Raw genomic sequence first — 26,006 nt, 5'->3', positions numbered from 1 at the left:
TTTTTTTTGTGCTAGACTTTTTTTATAACGAATATTCTTAAATGCAAAAAAGCAATTTAAGAAATAAAATCTAAAATTTGGAGGATAATTTTTATGAAATCTAAAATGTTAAAAATGATTATGTTAGTGACAGTATTTATGTTAACAATGGCATGTGGAAGTAAATCGGCAGATGGCAAGAAAAAATATACAATTGGAATAGACACAAGTTTTCCGCCATTTGAATATAAAAAGGATAGCAAATATACTGGAATTGATATAGAATTGTTGCAAGCGATTGGGAAACTAGAAGGATTTGAAGTGGAATTTAAGCCAATGGATTTTGGGGGATTGATTCCAGCGTTACAGTCAGGACAGCTTGATGGAGTAATTGCAGGAGCGAGCATTACTGAAGAAAGAAAGAAATCTGTAGATTTTTCTGATCCATATTATGAATCAGGGCTAGTTGCCTTAGTTAACAAGGGTAACAGTACTATTAAAACTGTAAAAGATTTGGAAGGAAAAAGACTAGTTGTAAAAAATGGTACAGCTGGAGCAAAATTCGCAGAAGATAATTTAAAAGGGAAAGCTACTATAAGAGTATTTGAAGATTCAGCTTCTACATTAAAGGCAGTAGAAAATAATCAGGCAGATGCGGCATTTGAAGATTATCCAGTAATTGCCTATACAATAAAAGTAAATCCAAACTTAAATGTTAAAATAGGAACAGAAAAATTGACAAACAATGAATACGGATTCATGGTTAAAAAAGGAGAAAATAAGGAATTATTGGAAAAATTCAACAAAGGATTGAAAACATTAAAAGAAAATGGAGAATATCAAAAAATAGTGGATAAATATACAAAATAATAAAAATAAAAAAGCAAAAGGTTCTTTTACATCATAGCGTAAATATAAAATTCTAGGACTGATTTGCTTTTTTAAGTTAAATTTTTGAGTTTTAGAAAGGGAAAAATATGCTGAATTATTTAAAAACTTATGTTGAAATATTATCAGAATATAAAATAGAATTTTTAATTGGATTAGGCACGACACTTTTGATAGCGGCAATATCGTTATTTTTTGCCGTGCTGATTGGTATTGGTGTAGGATATATAAATTTTGTGCCTACGAAAAAGAAGAATTTTAATTTTTATCTGATTAAAACTTTGCAGTGGATTGGGAAGGAATATATTGACCTTATAAGAGGAACGCCGTTATTAGTGCAAGCGATATTCTTTTATTTTGGAGTTGTTCCGATTATAAATAAGGCTTTCCTAAACGGACAGCAGATGTCGCCTGAAATTGCTGGAGTTATTATAATAAGCTTGAATGCTGGTGCATTTCTGGCTGAAATTTTTAGAGGAGGAATACAGGCAATTGACACAGGGCAAATGGAAGCTGCCAGAAGTTTGGGATTATCTTTTGGAAAAGCAATGAGAAAAGTCATTTTACCACAGGCGATAAAAAATATGATACCCGCAATTTTAAATCAATTCATTACGTCGTTAAAAGACACATCATTACTGATGGTAATAGGAGTTGCTGATTTGATGGGGAAAGGGCAAATTGCATTCAAAACTAATTATAAGACTTTTGAAACAATGTTAATTATCGCATTAATTTATTATCTTGTAATCAAAATTCTGTCAACTTTATTCAAGAAAATAGAAGGGAAGCTAAAAGTATGATAAAAGTAAAAAATTTAAAAAAACAATTTGGAAATAACGTTGTTTTGAAAGATATAAGTGTAGCAATAGAAAAAGGGGAAGTTATAAGTGTAATTGGGCCTTCTGGATCAGGAAAAAGTACATTTTTAAGATGTATAAATGGACTTGAGGAATTTGACGGAGGACATATTTTGGTAGATAATGAGGATATGGCTGATAAAAATTTGAATATTGATAAATTGAGAGAAAAAATAGGAATGGTTTTCCAGTCGTTTAATTTATTTCCACATTTAACAGTTTTGGAAAATATTATTTTAGCCCCAGTTACATTAAAAAAAATGAGCAAAGAAGAAGCTAAAGTCAAAGCTAAAGAACTTCTAAAAAAAGTAGGGCTTGAAGAAAAGGCGGATTTTTATCCATCCAGTTTGTCTGGAGGGCAAAAACAAAGAGTTGCAATAGCAAGAGCATTGGCAATGAATCCTGAAGCAATATTATTTGACGAGCCAACTTCAGCTCTAGATCCTGAAATGGTAGGAGAAGTGCTGCAAGTAATGAAATCGCTGGCAAAAGACGGAATGACAATGGTTGTTGTAACGCATGAAATGGGATTTGCAAGGGAAGTGTGCGACAGGGTAATTTTTATGGCTGATGGAGAAATTGTGGAGCAAGGAAGTCCAAATGACGTATTTTTGAATCCACAGCACGAAAGAACTCAAAATTTCTTAAAAGTATTATAAAAAATACAGGGCTACCTAAAAATGGAAGCCCTTTTAAATTATTCTTTTGTAATTTTATACATTTCTTTGTAATTTCTTAATTTTTCATCCAATTCTGCAACTGCCCATTTTCCGTTGTCTTTTTCCAGATAAATTGATCCTTTTACAGACATATAGCTGTTTGTATTTTCGTACATTTTTTTCATATCATTAAACATTTTTGTCATAAATTTTTCCATAAACTCATTTTCTGACATCTTATCTAAATTTTTATTAGAAAGAAGCTCAGTAATCATTGATTCTGTGTATTTTTGGAAATTTTCTGTTGTATTAGGAATTTTAAATTCTAAAGTTATTTCTGCAACATCATTTTTAACATATCTTATTTTTTCAATATTAGTCTTACTTTTTTTCATCATAATATTAAATAAATCGTTGTAAAATGATTTCATCTTTTTTTCAAATTTTTTATCAGATGAACTTAACGGCATCTGCCCATTCATCATTTCGGAAACCATAGAATTTGCTCCTTGCATAGTAGCATTCATAATTAAATCAAAGTCCCTTTTAGCGGCAATTTCTATTTCCTTGTTATTCTTATTGATTTCCTGTTGTGATAAAGTAACCCCTTTTTTAAGAACAACTTTGTAATTGGCGGAAAATAGTTGAATTGACATTGTTAGTAAAAGAAAAGTTAGTACTTTTTTCATAATAATCACTCCTTTAGTAATTTTATTTCTATTAATATTTTAACATATTTTTTAGGATATTACAAATAAAGATTATAGATTTTTAGTCATTGAAGTGTACCTAAAATTGCTTACTAGAATTTGAATAATGATAAATCCTAATTCAGTATTGCCACAAAAAATATATCTAAGATACTATTTAAAATTACTGCAATAATTGTGTTTGGAATATTGTAAATTTGCTGAAATAAATTTTATATTAAAACTGATAAGGAAAAATAAATTATTGTTTTCAGTTCGTTTCCTTTTGTCAAAGTTTTTATTTTTATTCACTCTCTCTTTTTCTACAATTCATATTTTAAGACTTATTTTATCTAATGAGAATAGCATACTTTTTTGTGAGTAAGAAAATTTCTAAAATACTTTATATTTAATAAAGAATGAAAAATTTAACATTTTATTTGGCTAATACTAAAAATGTGGTATAATATATTAGACTTCTATTAACATAGTTTAAAATGTATAAATTGAATAGTGAAAAAATTAACTATAGTTAGAAGTTTGTTGAAATAAATTATTAATTCTTGAATAGAATAGGAAGTGTTGAAATTGTAATTAAGTAGAAAGGAGAATTTTGAATGATGGAACAAAATAATATTAATAACAGCAATAATAATGTAGTAAAAATTGTATTAGCAGCAGTAATTGGATTTTTTTCGCTAGTTTTATTTGCAATTGCGATAATTTATATTGTTAGTATGCAGACTAAAATAGCAAAATTGGAAAAGGAACAGCAGGAAGTAATAAAAAGACAACTAGAAGCACAAAATATGGCTTCGGTTCAAACAGTACCCCAATTACAGCCACAACCAGTTCAACAGCAGCAATCACAGCCAGTAAAAAAAGAACCTAAAAAAACTCAAAATACAGAAAAAAATTCTCAGTCATCAGAGCCTGTAATATTTTATATAGATGGAAGTGGAGATGAAGATGGAATAGTCAGCGTAAGACTAGAACCAAAAGAAGGATCAGAACTCATAGCTGACTTATCAAACGGAGAACCTGTAGAATATTTGGGAAGAAAAGGAGACTGGTACTATGTTAAATATGACGGTGGGACAGGTTATGTTCCTAAAAGTGGATTGAAACGATAATTTTTAGAAATAAAATTGTTTATTAAAATTTTAGGTAATAATAAGACATTATTATAATTAATTTGTCATTTTTAGAAAAAAGTTTAAAAATATAAAGGAGGAATTAAAATGGCTAGACAGAATAATGATGCAATAGTAAAGGTTATATTAGGAGCAGTAATCGGAGTACTTGCATTAATTTTATTTGGTACAGGAATATTTTTTATTTTTAGAGCCAAAAATAAAATAGCAAAATTGGAGAAAGAGAAAAAAGAACAAGCAGAAATTCAAAATATAGCTAATGTTCAGACACCACCACAACAATTACAGCCAGATGGAACAGTAGTAACAGATCCACAACAGCAAGCGGCATTACAACAGCAACAACAACAAGGACAAGTGGTGCAACAACAAGCTGCCAATCCAGCACCGCAAAGAACTGTAAGCAGAACAAATACAAATAAGAGCAGCAAAAATACTAACCAAACTAATCAAACAGTACCAACTAAAGAAAGAACACTTATAACAAAATCAACAGATTTAGATCTAGTAAATGTAAGAAAAGATCCAAATTCAAAATCAGCTATAGTAAATGAGTTAGATGATAACGAAAAAGTAAGAGTAACAGGAAAAAATGGAGATTGGTACAGAGTTCAAGATTCTAAAGGAAACAAAGGATATATTCATAAAAGCCAATTACAAAGAAACCAAAGTAAACCTGCTAAACAAGATGATGATGATAGCGGTGAATAAAAATAATTAATTTAAATTTTAAAGATAAAAAATGACAAATGCATCTATAAAACCTGTTCTAACTAAAGGAGCAGGTTTTTTGTTTGGAAAAATTGAATATTTTTGTTAAAAAATGTAAATTTTTTGTTCATAAAAACTGGAAATGTGATATACTAGTATTAGTTTTTGGAAGGAAAGATAAATTTTTTAAGAATTAATATAATTAATTTATACTAAACCCCATTTAAATAACGAATTTATTACAAACTTTTTTAACAAAGGATAAAATAAAATAATCTAATACTAAATTTCATTATAAAATAGAAACTATATTAAGGACAAAAAGTTTTAATTCTTTACTAAATATAGTATGTAATTCAAAATTTATTAAACGTTCGCTATTTAAACGGGAAATAGTATTAGATTAAAAAAAATTTTATAGGATTAAATTAAAGGAGATATTTGAAATGAGAAAAAAAAATCACAATATAGTGGTAAAAATTATATTTGGAATAATAGCTGTGCTAATTTTATTGACTGTTGGATATTCTCATGTTGTGGCTACACAGCATAAAACAATAAAATTAAGAAGAGAACAGCAGGAGCGTATGAGAAGGGAGCAGGAGATTCAAAATATGCAAAGTATGGCTTCTATAAAATCAGTGCAGCCACAAAAATTACAAATACGAAATAATAATCAAAGTGATACTGAAAATCCACAGTCGTTAAAAGATGCATTATTTGTAACGAGGTCAACGAATAAAACGTCAGTTAATGTGAGAGAAACACCTGGTAAAGATTCAAAAATCGTGAAAAAATTGCCTAATGGTGTAAGTGTAAAATTTATAAGTAAAGAAGGAAATTGGTATTTGGTCAGTTATGAAGGTGGTACGGCTGGATATATTCATAAAAGTCAGTTGACGAAGTGAATTTAAATAAAATAGCATAATTTAATGTTAAAACAATATTGAAAAATTTTGTTTGACTTATATTTTTACACATTGTATAATAAATTATATTAAAGTGAATTTGGTGAAATAATAGCCAATTCAATGATAAATGATAATTAAGAAAGAGGTAAAAATTTATGGAAAACGCTATGAAAAGTTTTGGAGAGAATGTCTTTAGAGACAGTAACTTGAAAAAAAGAGTTTCCAAGGACGTTTTTAAGGAATTTAAGGCATCACAGCTAGGTAAAACGGAATTATCAAAGGGAGCTGCCGAAGTTATTGCGAACGCTATAAAAGATTGGGCGACAAAAAGAGGAGCAACTCACTATTGCCACTGGTTCCAGCCATTGACAGACTTGACGGCAGAAAAACACGACTCATTCTTAGAACCAACAGAAAGTGAAGAACTTATTTATAAATTTTCTGGAAAAAATTTGATAAAAGGTGAATCAGATGCTTCATCGTTTCCAAATGGAGGATTACGTAGCACATTTGAAGCAAGAGGATACACAATCTGGGATACAAGTTCATATCCGTTTATAAGAGAAAATAAAAACGGAGTTACATTGTATATTCCTACAGCCTTTATTTCATTTACCGGTGAAGCGTTGGACAAAAAAGTACCTTTATTAAGAACAATGAAATATATAAGTGAGCAATCACTAAGAGTTTTGAGAGTTTTAGGAAATAAAACCTCGGAGCATGTATTTAACACTTTGGGAGTAGAGCAGGAATATTTTCTTGTAAAAAAAGATATGTTTGAAGCAAGGGACGACTTGTTGCTTACAGGAAGAACGTTATTTGGAGCGTCTGCACCAAAGGGACAGGAACTGAGCGACCATTATTTTGGAAAAATTAAGGAAAAAGTAATTAACTTTATGAGTGATGTTGACGTTGAATTGTGGAAACTAGGTATTCCGTCGAAAACTAGACACAACGAAGTCGCACCAAATCAGTTTGAAGTCGCACCTTTATTTTCTGTAGCAAACTTAGCTTCAGACCAAAATCAGATAATAATGGAAACTATTGAAAAAACAGCATTAAGACACGATTTAGTGGCATTGCTTCACGAAAAGCCGTTTGCTGGAGTAAATGGTTCAGGAAAACATAATAACTGGTCATTGGCAACAGATGAGGGCAAAAACTTGTTCAGTCCTGGAAAAGACCCAAAAACAAATACTCAATTCCTAATTTTTGTAGCTGCGGTAATTGAAGCAGTTGACAGATATTATCCAATGTTGAGATATGCGACAGCAACTGCTACAAATGACCATAGACTAGGAGGACATGAAGCTCCGCCAACAATTATCTCAATTTTTTTAGGAGATGAGTTGACAACAATTTTTAACAATATTGCATATAAAAAAGATGCTCCAGTTTCTGAATCATCAAAAGTAAATTTATCAGTTGATGTATTGCCAACGTTTAATATGGATGCTGGCGATAGAAATAGAACTTCTCCATTTGCGTTTACTGGAAATAAATTTGAATTTAGAATGCCAGGTTCAAGTTCTACGCCTGCAACTACTGCGGCAGTTATAAATGCGATGGTAGGGAAAGTTTTGTCTGAATATGCAGATAAACTGGAAAAAGCGACTGAAAAATCTTTACCAAAAGTAATAAATGAAATTATTGCAAATTCATATAAAAAGCACCACAGAATCATTTTCAATGGAAATGGATATAGTGATGAATGGGTGAAAGAAGCTAGAAAAAGAGGACTTGCAAGCGAAGAAGCTTCAAATACGGCACTTAGAAAAATGATAGATAAAGATGTGCTTGAATTGACACAGGAAATTGGAATGCTGTCTGAGCAAGAATCAATCGCAAGATACAATGCCTATGCCGAAAGATATGTAACACAATTAAGCATAGAATCAAGAACTCTGATTAATATTGCCAACAAAAATATTTTACCATCTGGAATAAAATTTGCAAATTTACTGGCTGACCATATTGAAAAAAATTCAAAATATGGAAAAGCGTTTATAAAGGAACAGGAAGAACTGTTAAAAGAAGTTTTGGCAAATATTACTGCTTTAAGAAAAGAGGTAAAATCTCTTGAAAAAGAAATTAATAGAGTTAAAAATGAATCAAAATTAGACAAACAGACTGATTTAGCAAAAGAAAAATTAGTGACAGGTCTGGAAGCATTGAGAGTTCCTTGTGATAATTTGGAAAAAATTGTTGATGAGGAATTTTGGAATTTTCCTACATATACGGATTTATTGTTTAAACTATAGAGAATAAATAGGAAAGTGCAGGGACTTTTAGAAGTCCTTGCTTTAATTTGTAAAAAAATTTTTATGCAAAAAAACTTTAAAATCGAACTTATTTAACAGAGTTTGAAATATAATTATTGTAACTTCAAAGAAAGGAAAGTTGGAAAATGATTTTTTTAAAGTCACTGGGAAGTATTTTCCCGATAATTGTTATGATTTCAATCGGATATATTTTGAAAAAAAGACACTGGTTTCATCATACGTTTAGTGAAAATGTATCAAAACTTATTACAAATGTGGCATTGCCTTGCTCAATATTTTATTCAGTTTTAAAATATTTAAATATGGAAGCCTTGAAGGAAGTGTCGAATCGGCTGATTTTTACATTTGCTTCTGTCATTATCGGATATGTCGCGGCTTTTTTTGTAATAAAGTTGGTAAAAATGCGGGAAGGGCGACGTGGAGTATTTTATAATGCAGTAGTTAATGCAAATACTATTTTTATTGGTCTTCCGTTAAATATGGCACTTTTTGGAGAAGCGGCTTCAAAATATTATTTGATGTACTATATTACAAATACTGTGTCAATTTGGACTTTGGGCTATATGCTTTTGGCAAGTGACCCTATGGAAAATAGCGGAGATGCAAAAGGTGGATTTGATTTGAAAAAATTATTATCGCCGCCACTTATTGCATTTGTAATTGCTTTTGCTGTACTGTTATCAGGAATAAGAGTTATAACTCCAATTGTGGAAACTACAAAATATCTTGGAAGTGTTGTAACACCACTTGCTTTACTTTATATTGGAATCGTTTTGGCGGATGCAGGACTTCACAGTATTAGGTTTGATTTGGATACAAATTTGGCTCTACTTGGAAGATTTGTATTTTCTTCAGTTGTCATGATTGTACTTTTAAAAATCGCAGGACGTTTTGTAAAACTTGATCCATTGGAAATAAAAACTTTTGTAATTCAGGCAGCAGCTCCAGTATTTGCGGCTTTACCAATTTTAACAAATGAGACAAAAGGAGATATTGGGTATTCTACAAATGTAGTTACTACAAGTACAATTTTATTTATACTAGTTGTGCCACTGTTAATGAGTATTTTGAATATTATACATATTTAAAAATAAAGAATTTAGAAAATCATTAATTTGGTTTTCTTTTTTTTCAAGTTTTATATTATTCAGTTTTTGAAAAGATAATTTTAAAGTCAGTGTTACTTTTGAAGAAACTGGTAGTATCTTGAAATTAATAGGAAAATATGGTAAACTTTTATTGATAAAACAAAATTAATAAAAAGTTAAAATACATAATATAAAAAGAGTTTTGAAATAATTTTAATAAAAAATGTTTTAAAAAGGAGGAAAAAGTGAAAAAATTAATAATGTTGCTTCTTTTATTGGTATCAGGAATATCGTTTTCAGATACTTGTAAATGGATAAAAAAACCAAATATATTTGTAACTAAAGAAATTGAATTAATAAAAAAATCGAATTTAAAAGGAAAAGTTTACTGTGATTTAGAACACGATTTTATGACTTATTATGTTGGAATAGATAATTTAGAAGTTGGTTTAGTTTATAATATGAAGGGGAAGTTAAATTATGAAAATATTTCTAACTTAATAAGTGATTTTGAAAATGACATTTTGAAATTAATTCCAAATAATATTCCTAAAAAGAATAAAAAAAATATGCCTAAGTATTATACTTATAGACTTTATATTTTTGATGAAAATAAAAAAGATACTTTTATGCTTTTTAAATATATTTTAGATACGAGTACAACTAATGAAGATTGGAAAATGTACTATAATAATGAAATTTTTTCAGAAGCAGGCAATGAAATATTGGAAATTTTAAAAAGAAGTGGATATGATCCCACAGAAGATATTATGTATTAAGCAGGGAGAAAAATGGAATTAATTTTAGAAGAAGACATTGTGTATAAGACGAAAATAAATGACTTTGGAGTAGAACCTGTCAATAAGCGGATTATAACAACTGGACAGAAATTGATATATTATAGAAATAAAAAATTTGAAAAGGAAAGTGGCGGGAAAGTAAAAAATTGTGAAATTATAAAATATATAAAGGAAAAAAACCAGCTTTTTGTTTCAAGTATGTTTTTTGTTTCAACTCCGTACGGAAAAGTATATAAATGTGATGGAAATAAAAAGAGAATAGTGGAGCTTGTCTTTGATATGGGCGATGTAATAAAAGTTATGAATTTTATAACAAACGGCAGAATTGTGTATATTGAAAACAGCAATCTTTTTTCATACGATGTAGATACAAATGAATTAATTTCCACAAAAATAAAAAATAAAAAAAATGGAAATTATAAAATTTTCACAAGCGGAGAAAACGTTATAATCAAATTTAGGGAAGATCACAAGCAGATAAATACTATAAGCATTTTTGAAAATAAATTAAAAAAAATATTTGAAATAAAAACTGAAAATAATCACACTTATTCAAAAATAGTCGGACTTCAATATTTTGCAGGAACGGAAGATGGAGAAGTAGAAATATGGAATATCTTGGATCAGGAACTATACAATTCTATAAAAATTTCAGACTTAAAAATAACTTACATAGAAGAATTTGAAGGCAAATATTTTATTGGATTTGAAAATGGGGAATTGATAATCACAGATAATAAATTTAATCTTTTGAAAAAGAAAAAAGTTTTAAAAGACAGAATTATGAAAATATGTGTAATTGATAATGAAATATATGTGCTTGGATGTGAAAATAGGATAGTTAAGTATAGGATGGTTTAAAATATTTTATTTACAATCGCAGTTATTAATTTAGCTGTGATTTTTTAATAAATTTAAATTTTTTTGAAAATTCATTTTGTAATTTTAATTGTAAAAATTATATATAAATGTTATAATTTGGCGAAAAAATAAGTCAAAAAAGTGAATAAAAATATGGGGAAAATAAATAAAGTCTTAAAACTATGAATATATTTTAAAGTCGAACATAAAAGTTGTGACTATTCTATTCAAACGTTAAATTTATTTAAGTTTTTATTCAGTTCGATTTTAAAAAGTTCGAATATAATATGAAAGAAACAGGAAAGGAAGTGGGAATGAGTTGGAAAACTATAAAATTAAGCTATATGGATTCAATAATTTAACAAAAACATTAAGTTTTAATATTTATGATATTTGCTATGCGGAAACAGAGAGGGAGCAGAAGGACTATATTGCATATATTGATGAGCAATATAATTCAGAAAGGCTTACAAAAATACTTATTCGTGTTGCAGAAATGATAGGAGCACAAGTTTTGAATATATCAAAACAGGATTACGAGCCACAAGGAGCCTCTGTAAATGTTTTGATTGCAGAAGAAAGAATAAGTCCTGAGAATATTGATAAATCTTGTAATCAAGGAAAGCCGTTCTTCGAGGAAATTGGGATAGATAAAGAGAATATGAAAAAGGGAAATACAAGTCAAGACACTGATACAGTTCATGCACATTTGGATAAAAGCCATATAACAGTGCATACTTTTCCAGAATATCATCCAGATAATTCAATTTCTACTTTCAGAGTGGACATTGACATTGCAACTTGTGGGGAAATTTCGCCATTAAATACGCTGAACTATTTGATAGACAGCTTTGATTCGGATATAATTACGATTGATTACAGAATACGTGGATTTACAAGAGATATTTCAGGAAAGAAATTTTTTACAGATCACAATATAACTTCTATTCAGGACTATATTGATCCTGAAAAGCTGAAAATTTATGATGCGATAGATGTAAATGTGTACCAGTCCAACATTTTTCATACAAAAATGCTTATAAAGGAAATAGAGCTGAAAAATTATCTCTTTAATCAGGATGTCTATGAAATTGCACCAAAAAAAAGGCTGGAAATTACGGATAGGCTAAGGAAGGAAATGATTGAAATTTATAGCGGAATGAATATTTATTAAAATCATTCTACACTTAAATTAAATATCAAAAAAATATTTTTTATATTTTGGTTTCTAAAGTATTTTGATTAATAATAGTATTTCTCTTATTTTTATTTATATTAATTTTTTTTAAAGTAGAGGTATCAAACGCCATACCTCTGCACTCCCGCTTCTCGAATTTCAATTTTACAGCAAAAGACAAAACTCGCTTTTAACAAAAGTTATTTTAATTTCATAAGATCGTTATTTAATTCAAATATAACAGAAAAGCTCAAACAAGTTGTCTTTTACTGAAAAATTAAAATCTCGGAAATTTATAAAAAATTTTTTAATTATATTCATGAAAATAATTAAGTAAAATAATTGTTATAATTGAATCAGAAATGTCGTGATTTTTTGGAAATAAAAATTACTAAACACATTTATGTGTTTCTTTCGCCATAATCTTTATAATAAATTTATTTTGTAAAGTTTTATCAATTTTTATTTGCGAAAGTGAGCGAAGTGAGTTTAATTTTTGTTTTCAAAAAATGCTTAGACGAGCGGGGATTAGTGCGTAGCACTTTCGCCAAAATCTTCAGATATTATAATTTGAAGAAATTGAAATAACTAATATTGCGAAATAAAAGGGGATGGCGATTGTTCCCCTTTGCTTTAAGAAAAAGAAAAAACATATAAATTACAAAAAAATAGTTACTAATCAAAATGTAAACGTAACTTGTCTAAATGTTTAATAAAAAATTTTGGGATTTAAAATTATAAATAAATTAAAAAATATGGAAGGAGTTGAAGAAATGGGGAAAAATATTGATAAAGATAGACAGAATAAGACTGTTCTTTTTGATGCATTAAAAAATCATCTTTCTAACAGAGTTGTGAGATTTGATGTACCGGGGCATAAAGGAGGGCGTGGAAATAAGGAGTTTCGGGATTTTATTGGGCTGGATGCAATGCAGATGGATGTTAATTCGATGAAGCCACTTGATAATTTATGCCATCCAACTTCGGTTATTAAAGAGGCACAGGATATAGCGGCGGAGGCTTTTGGGGCAAAAGAGGCTTATTTTATGGTAAGTGGAACGACTGGGGCTGTGCAGGCTATGATTATGGCGACTTGCAAGGCTGGGGATAAAATTATTATTCCACGAAATGTGCATAGAAGTGCCATTAATGCGATGGTAATTTGCGGAGCGATTCCAGTTTATATTAATCCTGGGCTTAACAAGAAACTCGGAATATCTCTTGGAATGTCAATTAATGATGTAAAAAAAGCAATTCATGAAAATCCTGATGCAAAAGCAATACTAGTGAATAATCCCACTTATTATGGGATTTGTTCAGATTTGAAATCTATTGTAAAATTGGCACATGAAAATAATATGCTTGTGCTGGTTGATGAAGCACATGGAGCACATTTTTCTTTTGACGAAAATTTACCAATTTCAGGAATGGCGGCTGGAGCAGATATGGCGGCAATTAGTATGCATAAGACAGGTGGTTCTTTAACACAAAGTTCGATTTTGTTAAGTGGAGAAAGAATAAACGCTGATTATGTACGGCAAATTATTAATTTGACTCAAACTACGAGTTCTTCATACTTGCTTATGACTTCGCTTGATGTGGCAAGGAAAAATTTGGCGATAAATGGAAGAGAACTTTTTGAAAAGACAGTTAAATTTGCGGAATATGCCAGAAATGAAATTAATAAACTAGGCGGATATTATGCGTATGGGAAAGAATTGATTGACGGGGATTCAGTTTATGACTTTGATACGACAAAATTATCTGTGTATACAAAGGATATTGGACTTGCGGGAATTGAAGTTTATGATATTTTGAGGGATGATTATGAAATTCAGATTGAATTTGGAGATTTAGGAAATATTTTGGCAATAATTTCAGCGGGGGACAGAGGTTTGGAAATAGAGCGGCTAATTTCTTCGCTTGCTGAAATTAAAAGGCTTTATTCAAAAGATTCTACAGGAATGTTTGATCACGAGTACATAAATCCTGATGTTGTGCTTCCACCACAAAAAGCCTTTTATTCAGAAAAGGAAATGATTCCCATAAAGGAAAGTGCTGGTAAAATAAGTGGGGAATTTGTTATGGCTTATCCGCCAGGGATACCGATATTAGCACCAGGAGAGCGAATTACAGAGGAAATTATAAGCTATATTGAATATGCGAAAGAAAAGGGTTGTTTGCTTACGGGGACAGAGGATATGCATGTTGAGAAGATAAATGTTGTTTTGGAGTAAAATTTTTGAAAAAAAAACGTAGACAATGTCTGCGGAATTCCAATTAAAATAAATGAAAGAAGGAAACAAAATGGCTGATAGCAGATTTTTGAAATTTTTTAATTATATTTTGCTAGTTGAAGGAAGCTACTCTAATGATAAGAATGATAAAGGCGGCGAAACAAAATATGGCATTACTAAGGAAAGAGCCAGAGAATGTGGATACAAAGGTAGCATGAAAGATTTAACAAAAGCAACAGCACAAAAAATTTATGAGGAAAAATATTACAAGGCAAAAAAATTGGACAAGGTAAAAAATGATAAGATGGCACTCAGCATATTTGATTTTTCAGTAAATGCTGGAAGATATGGAATTAAAAAGGCTCAGGAGGCTGTGAATAAGGTTTACGGTAAAAATGTTGTGAGTGTGGATGGGGCAATTGGACCTCAGACATTAAAATATTTGAATGAAGTTAATCCAGCTAAATTTTTGTCTGTTTATCATAGTTTGCAGCGTGAATACTACAAATCTCTTGCTAAAAAGGATGCGACTCAGAATGATTTTTTGACGGGATGGTTAAATAGGGTTAAGGTTAAGGAAAATTATTTGAGAAACGTTTAATAAATGCAAGAAAATAGAATAAAATTATAAAAAATAGAAAAATTGAGGAATTAAAAAAGTTTCAAAGTAAGAAACATTGAAAATAAAATACTAGATATTTTTTATTGTAAGATTTTTATAAAAAACAGGTAATACAAATCGAAAGGAGTGTAGCAGATGGAATTATGGTATACAGAAGAACATACGAAAAATGTTCGATTTTCTATAAAGGTTGATAAGCAATTGGTTAGTGTGAAAAGTGATTTTCAGCGGATTGATATTTTTGAGTCACAGGAATTTGGGCGACTTTTGACACTGGATGGGTTTATGATGCTGACAGAAAAGGATGAGTTTATTTACCATGAGATGATAACTCACGTTCCTATGGCTGTAAATCCTAAGGCTAAGAAAATATTGGTAATTGGTGCTGGAGATGGCGGTACTGTCCGTGAACTTGTAAAATATGAACATATTGAGAGAATTGATATGGTGGAAATTGACAAGATGGTTGTCGATCTTTGCCGTGAATATTTGCCTAAGACGGCGAATAAGCTGGATGATAAGAGAGTTCATATTTATTATGAGGATGGATTGAAATTTGTACGTTCCAAAGCAAATGAATATGATATTGTAATTGTGGATTCGACAGATCCGTTTGGGCCTGGAGAAGATTTATTTACAAGGGAATTTTATGGAAATTGCTTTAATGCATTAAAAGAAGACGGAATTCTTGTGAATCAGCACGAAAGCCCATATTATGAGGCAGATGCTAAAGCAACAGCAAGAGCAAATAAACAGTTAAGAGCAGTTTTTCCATTTGCAACAGTTTATCAGCTACATATACCGACATATCCGTCAGGACATTGGCTATTTGGCTTTGCTTCAAAAAAATATAATCCCGTAGGAGATTTGAAGGCAGATGAATGGAATAAGTTTGGGATAGAAACAAGATATTATAATACGGAATTGCATAAAGGGGCATTTGCATTGCCAAATTATGTGAAAGATTTAATAAAATAATTAGAATAAAAACTAGAAGGAGAATTTATATGAGAAATAAAAATATACATACATTTATAGGTTGTGACAATGAATACAATGAGAGCAAAATTGCTATTTTTGGAGCGCCGTTTGACAGTACAACTTCGTTTAGACCAGGGACTAGATTTGCTTCGGCGGTTATGAGAAATGAGAGTTTTGGGATAGAAACTTATAGCCCTTATCAGGATAAAGATTTGGAAGATATTAAAGTTTTTGACGGCGGGGACTTGGAGCTTTCGTTTGGAAATTCGGAAAGTACATTGCAGGATATTCAGGATGAAACAGCAAAAATTTTGAAGGATGGGAAAATTCCGTTTATGATTGGTGGAGAGCATTCTGTTACACTGGGGGCTGTGAAAGCGGTTGCTGAAAAATATCCAGATTTGCATATTATACAGTTTGACGCACATACAGATTTGAGAGATGAGTATTTAGGACAGTATTATTCACATGCTTCTGTAATTAGAAGATGTTGGGACATTGTTGGAGATGACAGAATCTTTCAGTTTGGAATAAGAAGCGGCGAAAGAGATGAATGGAAATTTGCAAAGGAACATCTTCATACAACAAAATTTAATTTTGATGGACTTGATGAAGTTGTAGAAAAATTAAAAGGGAAACCTGTGTATTTTACATTGGATCTAGATGTACTTGATCCATCGGAATTTCCTGGAACTGGAACGCCTGAAGCTGGAGGAGTTACTTTTGTGGAACTTCATAAGGCAATAGAAAAAATTTCGCAGTTAAATATTGTTGGACTTGATATGAACGAATTATCACCTGTTTACGATCAGTCTGGACAATCTACAGCATTAGCTTGCAAACTGCTTAGGGAAATTTTGCTATTTATTTATAAATAGATTTATTTTAAGGAAAAGTGTTTGTGCATAAATGGTACAGATATTTTTTTGAATATATAAAAATAAAAAAGTTTTTAATAATTTGTAAAAAGGGAGGAATGTTAGATGAAGAAAAAGTTGCCGATAGGAATATCAAATTTTAAGGAAATAATAGAAGATGAATATTACTATTTTGATAAAACAGAGTTTATTGAGAATTTATTTGAGGAAGTGTCTAAAATTAAGTTGTTCACACGTCCGAGAAGATTTGGGAAAACGCTTAATATGTCGATGATAAAATATTTTTTTGATATTGAAAATAAAAATGAAAATAAAAAGCTGTTTGAGAATTTAAAAATTTCTGAAAATGAGTATTTTAAAAAGCAGGGGACAGCTCCAGTTATTTCAATTTCATTTAGAAATTATGATGAAAGTAGCTGGGAAAATGGGTTTGAGATGATAAAAAATACAATTTCAGATTTATATGATGAATTTGAATTTGTAAAGGAAAATTTAAGTGCGAGAAAAAAAGAAAAATATGATTCAATTTTATTTAACAGAGCAACTGAAGCAACATGGAAATTATCCTTGCTGGATTTAACAAAATATCTATATGAATATTATGGACGAAAAGTGGTAGTGCTAATAGATGAGTATGATCAGCCGATAATTGATTCATACGTGAAAGGCTATTATCAAGAAGCAATTAGCTTTTTTAAAACATTTTATGGAGTTGTCCTAAAGGATAATAATTATCTCGAAATGGGAATTATGACTGGAATTTTAAGAGTTGCAAAGGAAAATATATTTTCTGGATTGAATAATCTAAGAGTTCATACAATTTTAGACAATAGATTTACAGAATATTTTGGTATTACAGAAAGTGAAGTTGAGCGGGCTTTAAAGGATTTTGATTTAGAATTTGAACTTAAAGATGTCCAACGTTGGTACAATGGATATTTGTTTGGAGATATAAAAGTTTATAATCCATGGTCGATTATTAATTTTCTGAATGATGAAAAATTAAAACCGTACTGGGTAAATACGAGTGGAAATGAATTGATAAAATTATATTTAAAAAAACTGAAAAATGAGATTTTTGATGATTTTTCAAAACTTTTGAATAAAAAATCCATTTTAAGAAGAATAGATGAGAATATGACTTTTGCAAACTTGGAAGCAAATTATGAAGAAAATATATGGAATTTGTTTTTTCACAGCGGTTATTTGACATTGGCAGAAGAAGTTCAAGATGATGAGGAACAAGTTTATTTGAAAATTCCGAATGAAGAAATATTAAAAATGTTTTCAAAAATGTTTATAGAAGTATATTTTGAGAATTATAACAGCTTTTATAATATGGTATATTCCTTGAAAAATGGAGATATTGAAACTTTTAAGAAGGAATTAAGAAAAATTTTATTGGAAAACGTGGGAATATTCGATGTAAGCGGAGTTTATAAAGAGCAATTTTATCATGGCTTAATGCTTGGAATAATTTTGACTTTGAAAAATGAGTATGAAATAACTTCAAATAATTTTGCCGGGAAAGGCAGATATGATTTGCTTTTGAAGCCTAAAAATCTGGAAAAAAGAAAAGAAGGGATTATTTTGGAATTGAAGGTTGTAAATGTAATGGAAAATTTGAGTGAAGATAAAATTTTGGAAAAGTTGGAGAATGAGTGTGATATTGCATTACAGCAGATTGAAAAGAAAGAATATGCTTCTGTATTAAAAAATTCTGGAGTTAAGAATGTATTGAAAATTGGGATAGCATTTTTTGGAAAAGAAGTGGCAGTTAGATTTGATAGAAATTACAGTTAATACTAAATCCAATTTATATTAAACATCGTTTAAATAAGAATTTGTTACGTACTTTTACTGCAAGATAAGGATTTGTGGCAATGAGCAATCCTACGAAAATAAAAAATATAATAATAAAATAGTAAAAACTGTTATTAAACAAAATAATCTAAGTACTGAATCTCATTAGAAAATAGAAAATATTCTTATAATAGTTGAAAATTTATTAAATATTCACTATTTAAATAGGGAATAGTATAAAATTATAAATTATTTTGCAAATTAAAAATACATTTATAAAAAAATGTGAGTTTTGAGGTGGTTTTACAATGATTGACAAACTAAAAGAATTAGAGAATCTTGAGAATAAATATAAGGAAATTGGGAAATTAAATTCGGAGATAGAATCAATAATTGCAAATATAAAAAATGAGGCTGGAATAAGCAGGGAAAAGGAACTCTTGGAAGAGAATGAAAGGCTATCAAAAGATTTAAAGGCATTTCATGAAAAGATGAAAGTTAGGGAAGAGGAAATTGGAAGGCTTAAAAATAGTAATGCAGTGCTTATTGAGGAATTGAAGGAAGCGAAAAAGGTTAGGAGAAATGGTGAGATTGATAAGTTTCAGAATATTTTGGCTGAGAAGATGAATGTGGAATTGGAAAGTGGAGTGACTAGAAGGCTTTCTAATTATGCAGAGGAAATGAAGAGAAAAGTTAAAATGCTGGAAAGAAATCTTTCTTGTGAATTTTCAGATGAAGCTGATTCATTAAGAGATGAATTAAAAAAAATTGATGGGAAAATTGGTGATTTTTTAGAGAAAAGTAATAGGAAAACTTTTGAAAATAAGGTATTTCTTCAAGAGGAATCTTCGGTATTTCATAATAAGATAAAGGAAGAAACGGCTTTGAAGGAAGGGGAATTCCTTTTTGAAAGAGAGAAAAAAAGATTTGTATTTGAAAAACTTATTGGTTTGAAAGGTTTTAACTTTTTGGGGATAATATCAATCTTTTTGGGAGTTTTTTTAGTATTTCGGATACAGTTTGCAAAAATTCTGGCAAATAATTATGTAAAAAGTTCGGCTTCGTATTTGCTTGGGATGTTTTTTCTTTTTGCTGGAGAAAAATTTTATCAGAAAAATAAAAAGCATTTTGCAGTTGGGCTGATTGGCGGTGGAATTGGTATTCTTTATTTGACTACGCTTCTTTCTACGTTATATCTCAAACTTTATCCAATGACAGCGGGACTTTTTATATCAGTAATATTGACAGGACTAGTTGTGATTCTTTCATTGCGATATGATAGCCAGATAATAGGAGTATTGTCGCTGATTGGTGGATATTTGCCTTACGGAGCTTATATTTGGGTGAATAAGAGCAACGTCCAGATTTATTATGTTTTGGCATATTCTTTGATTTTGCAGGGAATTGTGCTTGGAGTTTCTTGGAAAAAGGACTGGATATACAGCAAGATTTTTGGATTTGTTACAGGTGTAGTAAATATGACGGGGCTAGTTTATTATTTGAATCATAGTATTCATGACAAGATTACGGCGTTTTTCTACATCGTAATTTTTACAACAGCATACAGTTTTATTTTCCTAAATTCTCACAAAAAAGAAAATCGTCAAAGTAACATAATCGACTATATATTTCTAAGTTTAAATCTAATTATAAAATTTTTATTGATTTACAGCCTGTTTGACAATACAACGCCAAGTTGGCTAAAAGCAATATTAGTTGGAACAGTTGGAGTAATTTATGGATTTTTTGGCGACAGGCTCAAGGACAATAAAGTTGCAAAAATATTTTATATCGTGGCATTAGGAAGTTTTATCCTAATTATCCCGTTAATTGTGCCAGAAAAATTTGTTGTGGTTGCGTGGGGTGCTGAAACTGCACTATTGTATTTCTTTTATAGAAAATATAAAAACAAAGAAATGCGATATGGGACAATTGCGATTTATCTAGTTTCACTAGTGAGTAATTTGATTGTGCGGGAAGAAAAATATTTGCTTGTGTATATTCAGGATTTGATGATAATATCTTTTTCATTTGTGCTTTACTTCTTGATAAAACAAAAAAGCTACAAGACCGAAATTAGGATTTTAAATGGAATATTTAAATATCTGATTTTTGCATATTCAATATTTTTTATAAATAAAGTTGTTTTTAATGTTGTTACTTCATTTGAAACGATAAATTATGGTAAAGATGCATTATTCTGCATTTTAGTTTCACTTTTTACTTTAAGACTGGTAACATATAAAATAAAAAAATTACAAGATAGTTTTAGTTTGAAATTTTTAGTAATAATTGAAATAATTTATTTACTATTCATAAATATGATTAATTTTATCTTATATATTTCTGGTTGGAGCTGGAATGTGCAAGAAGAGAAAATACCAATAAGTTATCTACTATCTTTAATTTTATTAATTTTTGTAAATCTTTATTTGTTTATTGTGGCTAAAAATGATATTCATTTATGCTTTTTCAGAAAAAATGAGAAAAAACCATTGTGGATATTTGGAGAATCAATATATTTCCTTTGTGTAGCAAATATTATTTTACGAATATATGAACATTCAGGTGTATTAATTTTAGGAGCTGGACTAGCTTTGGATATAGTTGGACTGCTACTATGTGGATATTTAGTCTGGAAAGGGTTTAAAGTGCCGAATAGAAATGTTAGAAGAATTGGGCTTGGAATAGGAATATTTTTTGTGGCAAAAAGTTTCCTTTTGGATTTCTTACGATTTGATAATTCCTATAAGCTGATTGCTTACTTTAGTATGGGGGCTATTTTGATTGGAACTTCTTATATTTATCAGACAGCTTTGAAGAAATTGGAGCAGGAAGTGAAAGAGAGCTTAAGTGACACGGATTTTGGGAAGGGTGAGAAAAATGAAGAAAATAAATAAAATAATATTGTTTTTATTTTTAATAACAATTGTTCAACTTTTTTCCAGCCAGTATTTTAAAACTATAAAAATAACAGGAAAGTCTACATACAAGCAATTTTTTTTGACAGAGGATATTTATGAGAATAGTAAAAATAATCTTGGAGATATACGGATAATTGATAATGCTGGAAAGGAAGTTCCTTATGCGATTGAAACTTTGAAAAATCAGAATAAAAATAATGTGAAAGTTAATTTGGGCTATGAAGTTGAGCAAAATGGGAAAAGTACGATTTTGAAAATTAAAAGTAAGTTTTTGCCGTTAAAAAGTATTGTTATGGATGTGGATGATGAATTTCAGAGAGAGTATTCCATGGGAGATGGGAATAATTTTTATAGTGAAGGGATAATTTCTAAAGTTGGAAAAAAGAAAAATTTGACGATAAATTTGGAAAATGTTCCTAAATTAAAAGAGATAATTATTGAAATAAAAAATAAGGATAATTTTCCGTTGAAAATAAAAAAAGTGACAGGAAATTATGTTCCAGACAGGGTTGTGTTTAAGGTAACGGAAAGAGAAAATTATAAAATAACTTTTGGAAATGAAAATTTGGAAAAGCCTGAATATGATATTGTAGAATTTGTCGATTCAATAAAAGAACGAGATGAAGTTTTGGTAGGAAAATTGGAAAAATCAGAGGGAAATAATATCTCAAAATCAAAAGATTACACGGTTTATTATAATGTTTTTATAGGATTTGTCGTAATAGTCTTGATAGGATTTATGATAAGGAAAATAGGCAAAAATAAAAAATAGAAGAGGAGAATGAATTATGAGTATTGTATTTATTTTAATAGGAATTTTGGTAGTTTTGGTTGTAGTTGGAATGGGAATTTATAATAAATATATTAGACTAAAAAATCTGAATGAGGAAGGTTGGAGTGGAATAGGCGTATATTTGCAAAAAAGACTGGATTTGATACCAAATCTTGTTAATACTGTTAAAGGTTATGCAACACATGAAAAGGAAACGCTGGAAAATGTGGTAAAATTAAGAAGTCAAATGATGTCGATTGATACAAAGGATATTGATAATATTGAAAAAATTCAAAAACTTGAAAATGAAATGACAAAAACATTAAGATCAATAATGATGTTACAGGAAAATTATCCAGAATTGAAGGCAAATGAAAACTTTTTGAGCTTGCAATCTCAACTGACTCAAATAGAAACAGAAATTCAAAGTTCAAGAAAATATTATAATGGCACAACAAGAGATAGAAATACTTTTGTGGAAACTTTTCCAAATAATATAATAGGTGGATTTTTAGGATTTAAAAAAGCTGAGTTCTTTAATGCTGTAGAAGGAGCAGAAAAGGCTCCAGAAGTTAAGTTTTAATTTTTTCACATAAATTTTAAGAAGAGGGTTTATTATGAAGACTTTTAGAAACCGAAAATTAAATAATATTTTTTCAATAATTTTTGCATTTTTCATATTGTTTTTCTTAAGTACAAAATCATTAATCGCTGAAAGAATAACAAATTATGAAGTTACAGTTCAGATGAATAAAAATGGAACTTTGACAGTAAATGAAGTAATTGACTATGAATTTGACGGTGCGGCAAAGCATGGGATTTACAGAGATATTCCCTTACGTTCAAAGAAAAATGGCGTGGATATTTACAGATCTTATATAAAAATGAATTTGGTAAAGAGAAATGGCATTTCAGAAAAATATTCAACACAGCTTTTTGACGAAGGAATCAGATACAAGGTAGGCTCTGCAAATAAATTTGTAGAAAAAGGTATAAACAAATATGAGTTTAACTATGTGATATATAATGCAGTATTTGAAAAAAATGGAATTTATCAGGTATATTTTAATGCGATTGGGCAATTTTGGAAAGTTCCTATTGAAAAAGCTATTGTGAATATAAAATTTGGAAACGGAAAGCCTGTAACAGAAAATGAAATTAGTAAATTAGATATTTTTACAGGTGAATACGGACAAAGCGGAAAAGATTATATTTCAAATTTAAATAATGGAACTATTGAAATTAAAACAAAAAAGGTTCTGCAGGCATATAATGGACTGAGTTTTCGCCTAAATTTAAAAACAGATAATATAAGCCCAACATTTTGGGATAAATTGCAGACACTCTATTATGCCCATCCTTTAATTGTTGCAGGGCCTCTTGTAATAATACTTCTGGCAATTTATGGATTTATAACGTGGTATATATTTGGAAGAGATGTGGGTAAAAAGGCAATTGTTCCTGAATTTAACATACCTAAGGATATTTCAGCCATGTATGCGGCGTACATTAATGGTGTAAGGGAACCTAAGGAAATATTGACAATTGGAGTGCTTTCATTACTTTCTAAAGGTTATGTTGAAGCTGATGATGAGGAAGGTAATGGAAGAAATGTAAAATATACATTGTCTAACAGTAAAAGGAGCAAGCCTGAATTAGCTAATGAAGAAAAGATTGTTTTTAATTCTCTTTCTGATACTGGGTATATATTCAAAAAAGAAAGAAGCCTTTATGATGCTTCAAATAAAATATTGAAATTATTTAAAAATAAATACAAAAAGGAAGTTTACAAGGATAACAAAATTTTTAATTTTGCCTTTATTTTGGGAATAATTGTAACTTTTATGATATCATCAACTGCGAATAGCGGAACAGCAGGTAATATTTATGGAGTAATTTCTCTTGTAATAGTTGCCGCAATTTTTGGTTTTATTGCAAATGCTATTTTTTCAATTTTAAAGGAAATATATGGAAATGAGAATAAATTTCTGAAAATTATTAAATGGATAGTAATTTTATTTATTGCAATATTATATGGAGGGTTAAATTTTATTGTTATAGGAATAATTGTAACAATGCACATTATTTATTCTAGATCTATTGGAAAATATACAGTTGATGGAATGAGAAAAAAAGAATATTTAGAAGGAATGAAAATGTACATAAAGACTGCTGAAGCAAATCAAATTATGAAATTTACTGATGTAGATGAATTAGTAGCTTATTTTAAAGAAATATTACCTTATGCGGTAGCTCTGGGAGTAAAAAATGAAGCGATAAAATTGATGGAAAATACAATAAAACTTTATAATTTTGATGAAAATACATATTCTTATGTAAATCAAGGAATATGTTTTAGCACATATGCTGGTTTCGCTTTGTCAAATATGATTTCAAGAGGATACAACAATGCGTATGATGAAATAAAAGAAGAAAAATTCAGCACTATGAGAAATAATAGTGGGAGTTCAAATGGTGGCAGTTTTGGTGGCAGCGGATTTTCAAATGATGATGGTTTCTCCGGCGGAGGTTCTGGTGGAGGAGGTGGAGGAAGCTGGTAGAAATACTGGCTTTATGCACTTCTGTTTAGAAATTAAAAATTAATAAATAAGATGTAAGGAAATAAAAGTAAATGATTTATTTTATTGGTGGTAAAAAACAGAGAGAATTTAAGTATTTTGAACTTTTGGAACAAATTCGCAAAGAAAATGTTGGAATTAGTGAAAGTTTTTTTGATGTGGATTTGAAGGAAAATGAAAAATTTTTGGAAAAAATAAATATAAATTCAATGTTTGCAAATCAGGAACTGGTTGTATTAAAAAGAGCAGAAAAGCTCAAAAATATTGAGGAAATTTTGAAATACATAGCAAATCTTGAAATTGTAAATAAGGAAATTATTATTGATTATGACAAGGAAGATGGGAAATTTGGAGTAAAATTAAAAAAGTTGCTAGATGAATTTAGCAAAAATAAGCAAATGAAAGTTTTTTTATTTCAAAAGGAAAGTGAAAAGGAAATAAAAGCCTATGTTGTAAATGAGCTGAATATAAATGCAAGAGATGTGTCAGTATTGCTTGAAATGATAGGAAGAAATCCTTTTAAAGTAAGAAATGAAGTGGAAAAAATAAAAGTTTTTCTGGATGGAGAAAAGTTTGATATTGAAAAAATTAAAAATATCGTATCTATCGAGAAAGAATATCAAATTTATGAAATGACAAGAAACATATTATTAAATAATCCAGCTGATGTAATGAGATATTTAGAGCAGAAAAAAGAATACATGGGCATTCTTTATTCACTTTATAATGAGCTTGAAACAATGTATAAAATAAGTTCATTAAAACTAAAAGGACGAAGATTCAGCAGAAATTATAATGCTTTTAAAATAGAATTTGAAGAAATAAAAGACATTTTTAAATCCAATAACAGAATTCCAAATTCATATGTAATTTTCAAAAAACTGGAATTGGAACAGAATTATACAAACTCTAGCTTAAAAGCATTAGTTTTCAGATGCTGGGAAATCGAAAAAGATATAAAGAGGGGAAAAATTGAGATGGAAACTGGAGTTGAAATGTTAATAATGGAGATTTGTTCATTATTTAAGAAAAAATAATAAAATATAAAGCAAAGACAAGAGCTCAAAGAGATTAGTAAATATATAATGACTAATAAAAGTAACCATTTTTTAAGAATCTCCCACTTATAAAAGTGGGAGTAGTTAATTTGC

The 26,006-nt window shown here is 29.4% G+C and carries 22 protein-coding genes; 21 read left to right on the top strand and 1 reads right to left on the bottom strand.

Going from position 1 to position 26,006, the window contains the following annotated elements; translation table 11 throughout:
* Positions 1 to 93 precede the first annotated feature (93 nt).
* From LEBU_RS09085 to LEBU_RS09075, 3 genes are all read left to right on the top strand, one after another.
* Complete coding sequence (locus LEBU_RS09085) at positions 94 to 849, top strand: transporter substrate-binding domain-containing protein (RefSeq protein ID WP_015770044.1); 756 nt, start codon at positions 94 to 96, stop codon at positions 847 to 849.
* Between the two features lie 107 nt (positions 850 to 956).
* Entirely contained in the window at positions 957 to 1,670 is a 714-nt protein-coding gene (locus tag LEBU_RS09080) for an amino acid ABC transporter permease (protein ID WP_015770043.1), read from the top strand.
* Positions 1,667 to 2,386 carry an amino acid ABC transporter ATP-binding protein gene (locus tag LEBU_RS09075; RefSeq protein WP_015770042.1) on the top strand — a complete coding sequence of 240 codons (720 nt, stop codon included), beginning with the start codon at positions 1,667 to 1,669 and terminating at the stop codon, positions 2,384 to 2,386. The genes LEBU_RS09080 and LEBU_RS09075 overlap by 4 nt, the downstream gene beginning before the upstream one ends.
* Positions 2,387 to 2,424: 38 nt before the next feature.
* On the opposite strand, the gene LEBU_RS09070 is transcribed toward LEBU_RS09075, so the two are convergent.
* Positions 2,425 to 3,075, bottom strand: a complete 651-nt coding sequence (locus tag LEBU_RS09070; RefSeq protein ID WP_015770041.1) for a hypothetical protein — start codon at positions 3,073 to 3,075, stop codon at positions 2,425 to 2,427.
* A gap of 617 nt (positions 3,076 to 3,692) precedes the next feature.
* On the opposite strand from LEBU_RS09070, the gene LEBU_RS09065 reads away from it, so the two are divergent.
* The 18 genes from LEBU_RS09065 to holA all read left to right on the top strand — a co-directional run bounded on the left by LEBU_RS09065 (position 3,693) and on the right by holA (position 25,892).
* Positions 3,693 to 4,208, top strand: coding sequence for an SH3 domain-containing protein (locus tag LEBU_RS09065; protein WP_015770040.1), 516 nt, complete (start codon positions 3,693 to 3,695; stop codon positions 4,206 to 4,208).
* Between the two features lie 108 nt (positions 4,209 to 4,316).
* Positions 4,317 to 4,940: an SH3 domain-containing protein gene (locus LEBU_RS09060; protein WP_015770039.1), complete on the top strand. Its 624-nt coding sequence runs from the start codon at positions 4,317 to 4,319 to the stop codon at positions 4,938 to 4,940.
* 446 nt (positions 4,941 to 5,386) lie between these two features.
* Complete coding sequence (locus LEBU_RS09055; protein ID WP_015770038.1) at positions 5,387 to 5,848, top strand: SH3 domain-containing protein; 462 nt, start codon at positions 5,387 to 5,389, stop codon at positions 5,846 to 5,848.
* 158 nt (positions 5,849 to 6,006) lie between these two features.
* Entirely contained in the window at positions 6,007 to 8,112 is a 2,106-nt protein-coding gene (locus tag LEBU_RS09050; protein ID WP_015770037.1) for a glutamine synthetase III family protein, read from the top strand.
* A 146-nt stretch (positions 8,113 to 8,258) separates the two neighbouring features.
* Positions 8,259 to 9,221 (top strand): AEC family transporter, encoded by a 963-nt coding sequence (locus tag LEBU_RS09045; protein WP_015770036.1) that lies wholly within the window; start codon positions 8,259 to 8,261, stop codon positions 9,219 to 9,221.
* 245 nt (positions 9,222 to 9,466) lie between these two features.
* Positions 9,467 to 10,000, top strand: a complete 534-nt coding sequence (locus LEBU_RS09040) for a hypothetical protein (protein WP_015770035.1) — start codon at positions 9,467 to 9,469, stop codon at positions 9,998 to 10,000.
* A gap of 12 nt (positions 10,001 to 10,012) precedes the next feature.
* On the top strand, positions 10,013 to 10,882 hold the full coding sequence (locus LEBU_RS09035; protein WP_015770034.1) for a hypothetical protein: 870 nt from the start codon (positions 10,013 to 10,015) through the stop codon (positions 10,880 to 10,882).
* 319 nt (positions 10,883 to 11,201) lie between these two features.
* A complete protein-coding gene (gene speD / locus LEBU_RS09030; protein ID WP_015770033.1) occupies positions 11,202 to 12,056 on the top strand; it encodes an adenosylmethionine decarboxylase in 855 nt (284 codons plus the stop codon).
* Positions 12,057 to 12,832: 776 nt separating this feature from the next.
* Positions 12,833 to 14,296 (top strand): aminotransferase class I/II-fold pyridoxal phosphate-dependent enzyme, encoded by a 1,464-nt coding sequence (locus LEBU_RS09025; protein WP_015770031.1) that lies wholly within the window; start codon positions 12,833 to 12,835, stop codon positions 14,294 to 14,296.
* Positions 14,297 to 14,366: 70 nt separating this feature from the next.
* Positions 14,367 to 14,897: a glycoside hydrolase family 108 protein gene (locus LEBU_RS09020; protein ID WP_015770030.1), complete on the top strand. Its 531-nt coding sequence runs from the start codon at positions 14,367 to 14,369 to the stop codon at positions 14,895 to 14,897.
* A gap of 156 nt (positions 14,898 to 15,053) precedes the next feature.
* A complete protein-coding gene (gene speE / locus LEBU_RS09015) occupies positions 15,054 to 15,896 on the top strand; it encodes a polyamine aminopropyltransferase (RefSeq protein ID WP_015770029.1) in 843 nt (280 codons plus the stop codon).
* 29 nt (positions 15,897 to 15,925) lie between these two features.
* Positions 15,926 to 16,777, top strand: a complete 852-nt coding sequence (gene speB, locus LEBU_RS09010) for an agmatinase (RefSeq protein ID WP_015770028.1) — start codon at positions 15,926 to 15,928, stop codon at positions 16,775 to 16,777.
* Between the two features lie 105 nt (positions 16,778 to 16,882).
* A complete protein-coding gene (locus LEBU_RS09005; protein WP_015770027.1) occupies positions 16,883 to 18,580 on the top strand; it encodes an AAA family ATPase in 1,698 nt (565 codons plus the stop codon).
* Between the two features lie 308 nt (positions 18,581 to 18,888).
* On the top strand, positions 18,889 to 21,480 hold the full coding sequence (locus LEBU_RS09000) for a DUF2339 domain-containing protein (protein WP_015770026.1): 2,592 nt from the start codon (positions 18,889 to 18,891) through the stop codon (positions 21,478 to 21,480).
* A complete protein-coding gene (locus LEBU_RS08995) occupies positions 21,464 to 22,276 on the top strand; it encodes a hypothetical protein (protein WP_015770025.1) in 813 nt (270 codons plus the stop codon). Before LEBU_RS09000 ends, LEBU_RS08995 begins: the two co-directional genes overlap by 17 nt.
* 16 nt (positions 22,277 to 22,292) lie before the next feature.
* A complete protein-coding gene (locus LEBU_RS08990) occupies positions 22,293 to 22,859 on the top strand; it encodes a LemA family protein (RefSeq protein WP_015770024.1) in 567 nt (188 codons plus the stop codon).
* A 34-nt stretch (positions 22,860 to 22,893) separates the two neighbouring features.
* The gene (locus LEBU_RS08985; protein ID WP_015770023.1) at positions 22,894 to 24,837 is read left to right on the top strand and encodes a DUF2207 domain-containing protein; all 1,944 of its coding nucleotides are present in this window, start codon (positions 22,894 to 22,896) and stop codon (positions 24,835 to 24,837) included.
* 71 nt (positions 24,838 to 24,908) lie between these two features.
* Positions 24,909 to 25,892, top strand: coding sequence for a DNA polymerase III subunit delta (gene holA, locus LEBU_RS08980; RefSeq protein ID WP_015770022.1), 984 nt, complete (start codon positions 24,909 to 24,911; stop codon positions 25,890 to 25,892).
* Positions 25,893 to 26,006: the final 114 nt, after the last annotated feature.

The sequence above is a fragment of the Leptotrichia buccalis C-1013-b genome (assembly GCF_000023905.1).
Taxonomy (GTDB): Bacteria; Fusobacteriota; Fusobacteriia; order Fusobacteriales; family Leptotrichiaceae; genus Leptotrichia; species Leptotrichia buccalis.
Note: the sequence above shows the minus strand (reverse complement) of the source record. Positions and strands in the feature narration are given on the sequence as shown.

What these genes read in the sequence shown, in the direction of transcription:
- LEBU_RS09005 (WP_015770027.1), top strand. Translation starts at nt 16,883, where the DNA reads ATGAAGAAAAAGTTGCCGATAGGAATATCAAATTTTAAGGAAATAATA.
- LEBU_RS09020 (WP_015770030.1), top strand. Translation starts at nt 14,367, where the DNA reads ATGGCTGATAGCAGATTTTTGAAATTTTTTAATTATATTTTGCTAGTT.
- LEBU_RS09000 (WP_015770026.1), top strand. Translation starts at nt 18,889, where the DNA reads ATGATTGACAAACTAAAAGAATTAGAGAATCTTGAGAATAAATATAAG.
- LEBU_RS09085 (WP_015770044.1), top strand. Translation starts at nt 94, where the DNA reads ATGAAATCTAAAATGTTAAAAATGATTATGTTAGTGACAGTATTTATG.
- LEBU_RS08995 (WP_015770025.1), top strand. Translation starts at nt 21,464, where the DNA reads ATGAAGAAAATAAATAAAATAATATTGTTTTTATTTTTAATAACAATT.
- LEBU_RS09060 (WP_015770039.1), top strand. Translation starts at nt 4,317, where the DNA reads ATGGCTAGACAGAATAATGATGCAATAGTAAAGGTTATATTAGGAGCA.
- LEBU_RS09065 (WP_015770040.1), top strand. Translation starts at nt 3,693, where the DNA reads ATGATGGAACAAAATAATATTAATAACAGCAATAATAATGTAGTAAAA.
- speE (WP_015770029.1), top strand. Translation starts at nt 15,054, where the DNA reads ATGGAATTATGGTATACAGAAGAACATACGAAAAATGTTCGATTTTCT.
- LEBU_RS09080 (WP_015770043.1), top strand. Translation starts at nt 957, where the DNA reads ATGCTGAATTATTTAAAAACTTATGTTGAAATATTATCAGAATATAAA.
- speB (WP_015770028.1), top strand. Translation starts at nt 15,926, where the DNA reads ATGAGAAATAAAAATATACATACATTTATAGGTTGTGACAATGAATAC.
- LEBU_RS08990 (WP_015770024.1), top strand. Translation starts at nt 22,293, where the DNA reads ATGAGTATTGTATTTATTTTAATAGGAATTTTGGTAGTTTTGGTTGTA.
- LEBU_RS09035 (WP_015770034.1), top strand. Translation starts at nt 10,013, where the DNA reads ATGGAATTAATTTTAGAAGAAGACATTGTGTATAAGACGAAAATAAAT.
- LEBU_RS09070 (WP_015770041.1), bottom strand. Translation starts at nt 3,075, where the DNA reads ATGAAAAAAGTACTAACTTTTCTTTTACTAACAATGTCAATTCAACTA.
- LEBU_RS09025 (WP_015770031.1), top strand. Translation starts at nt 12,833, where the DNA reads ATGGGGAAAAATATTGATAAAGATAGACAGAATAAGACTGTTCTTTTT.
- LEBU_RS08985 (WP_015770023.1), top strand. Translation starts at nt 22,894, where the DNA reads ATGAAGACTTTTAGAAACCGAAAATTAAATAATATTTTTTCAATAATT.
- holA (WP_015770022.1), top strand. Translation starts at nt 24,909, where the DNA reads ATGATTTATTTTATTGGTGGTAAAAAACAGAGAGAATTTAAGTATTTT.
- LEBU_RS09050 (WP_015770037.1), top strand. Translation starts at nt 6,007, where the DNA reads ATGGAAAACGCTATGAAAAGTTTTGGAGAGAATGTCTTTAGAGACAGT.
- LEBU_RS09055 (WP_015770038.1), top strand. Translation starts at nt 5,387, where the DNA reads ATGAGAAAAAAAAATCACAATATAGTGGTAAAAATTATATTTGGAATA.
- LEBU_RS09045 (WP_015770036.1), top strand. Translation starts at nt 8,259, where the DNA reads ATGATTTTTTTAAAGTCACTGGGAAGTATTTTCCCGATAATTGTTATG.
- LEBU_RS09075 (WP_015770042.1), top strand. Translation starts at nt 1,667, where the DNA reads ATGATAAAAGTAAAAAATTTAAAAAAACAATTTGGAAATAACGTTGTT.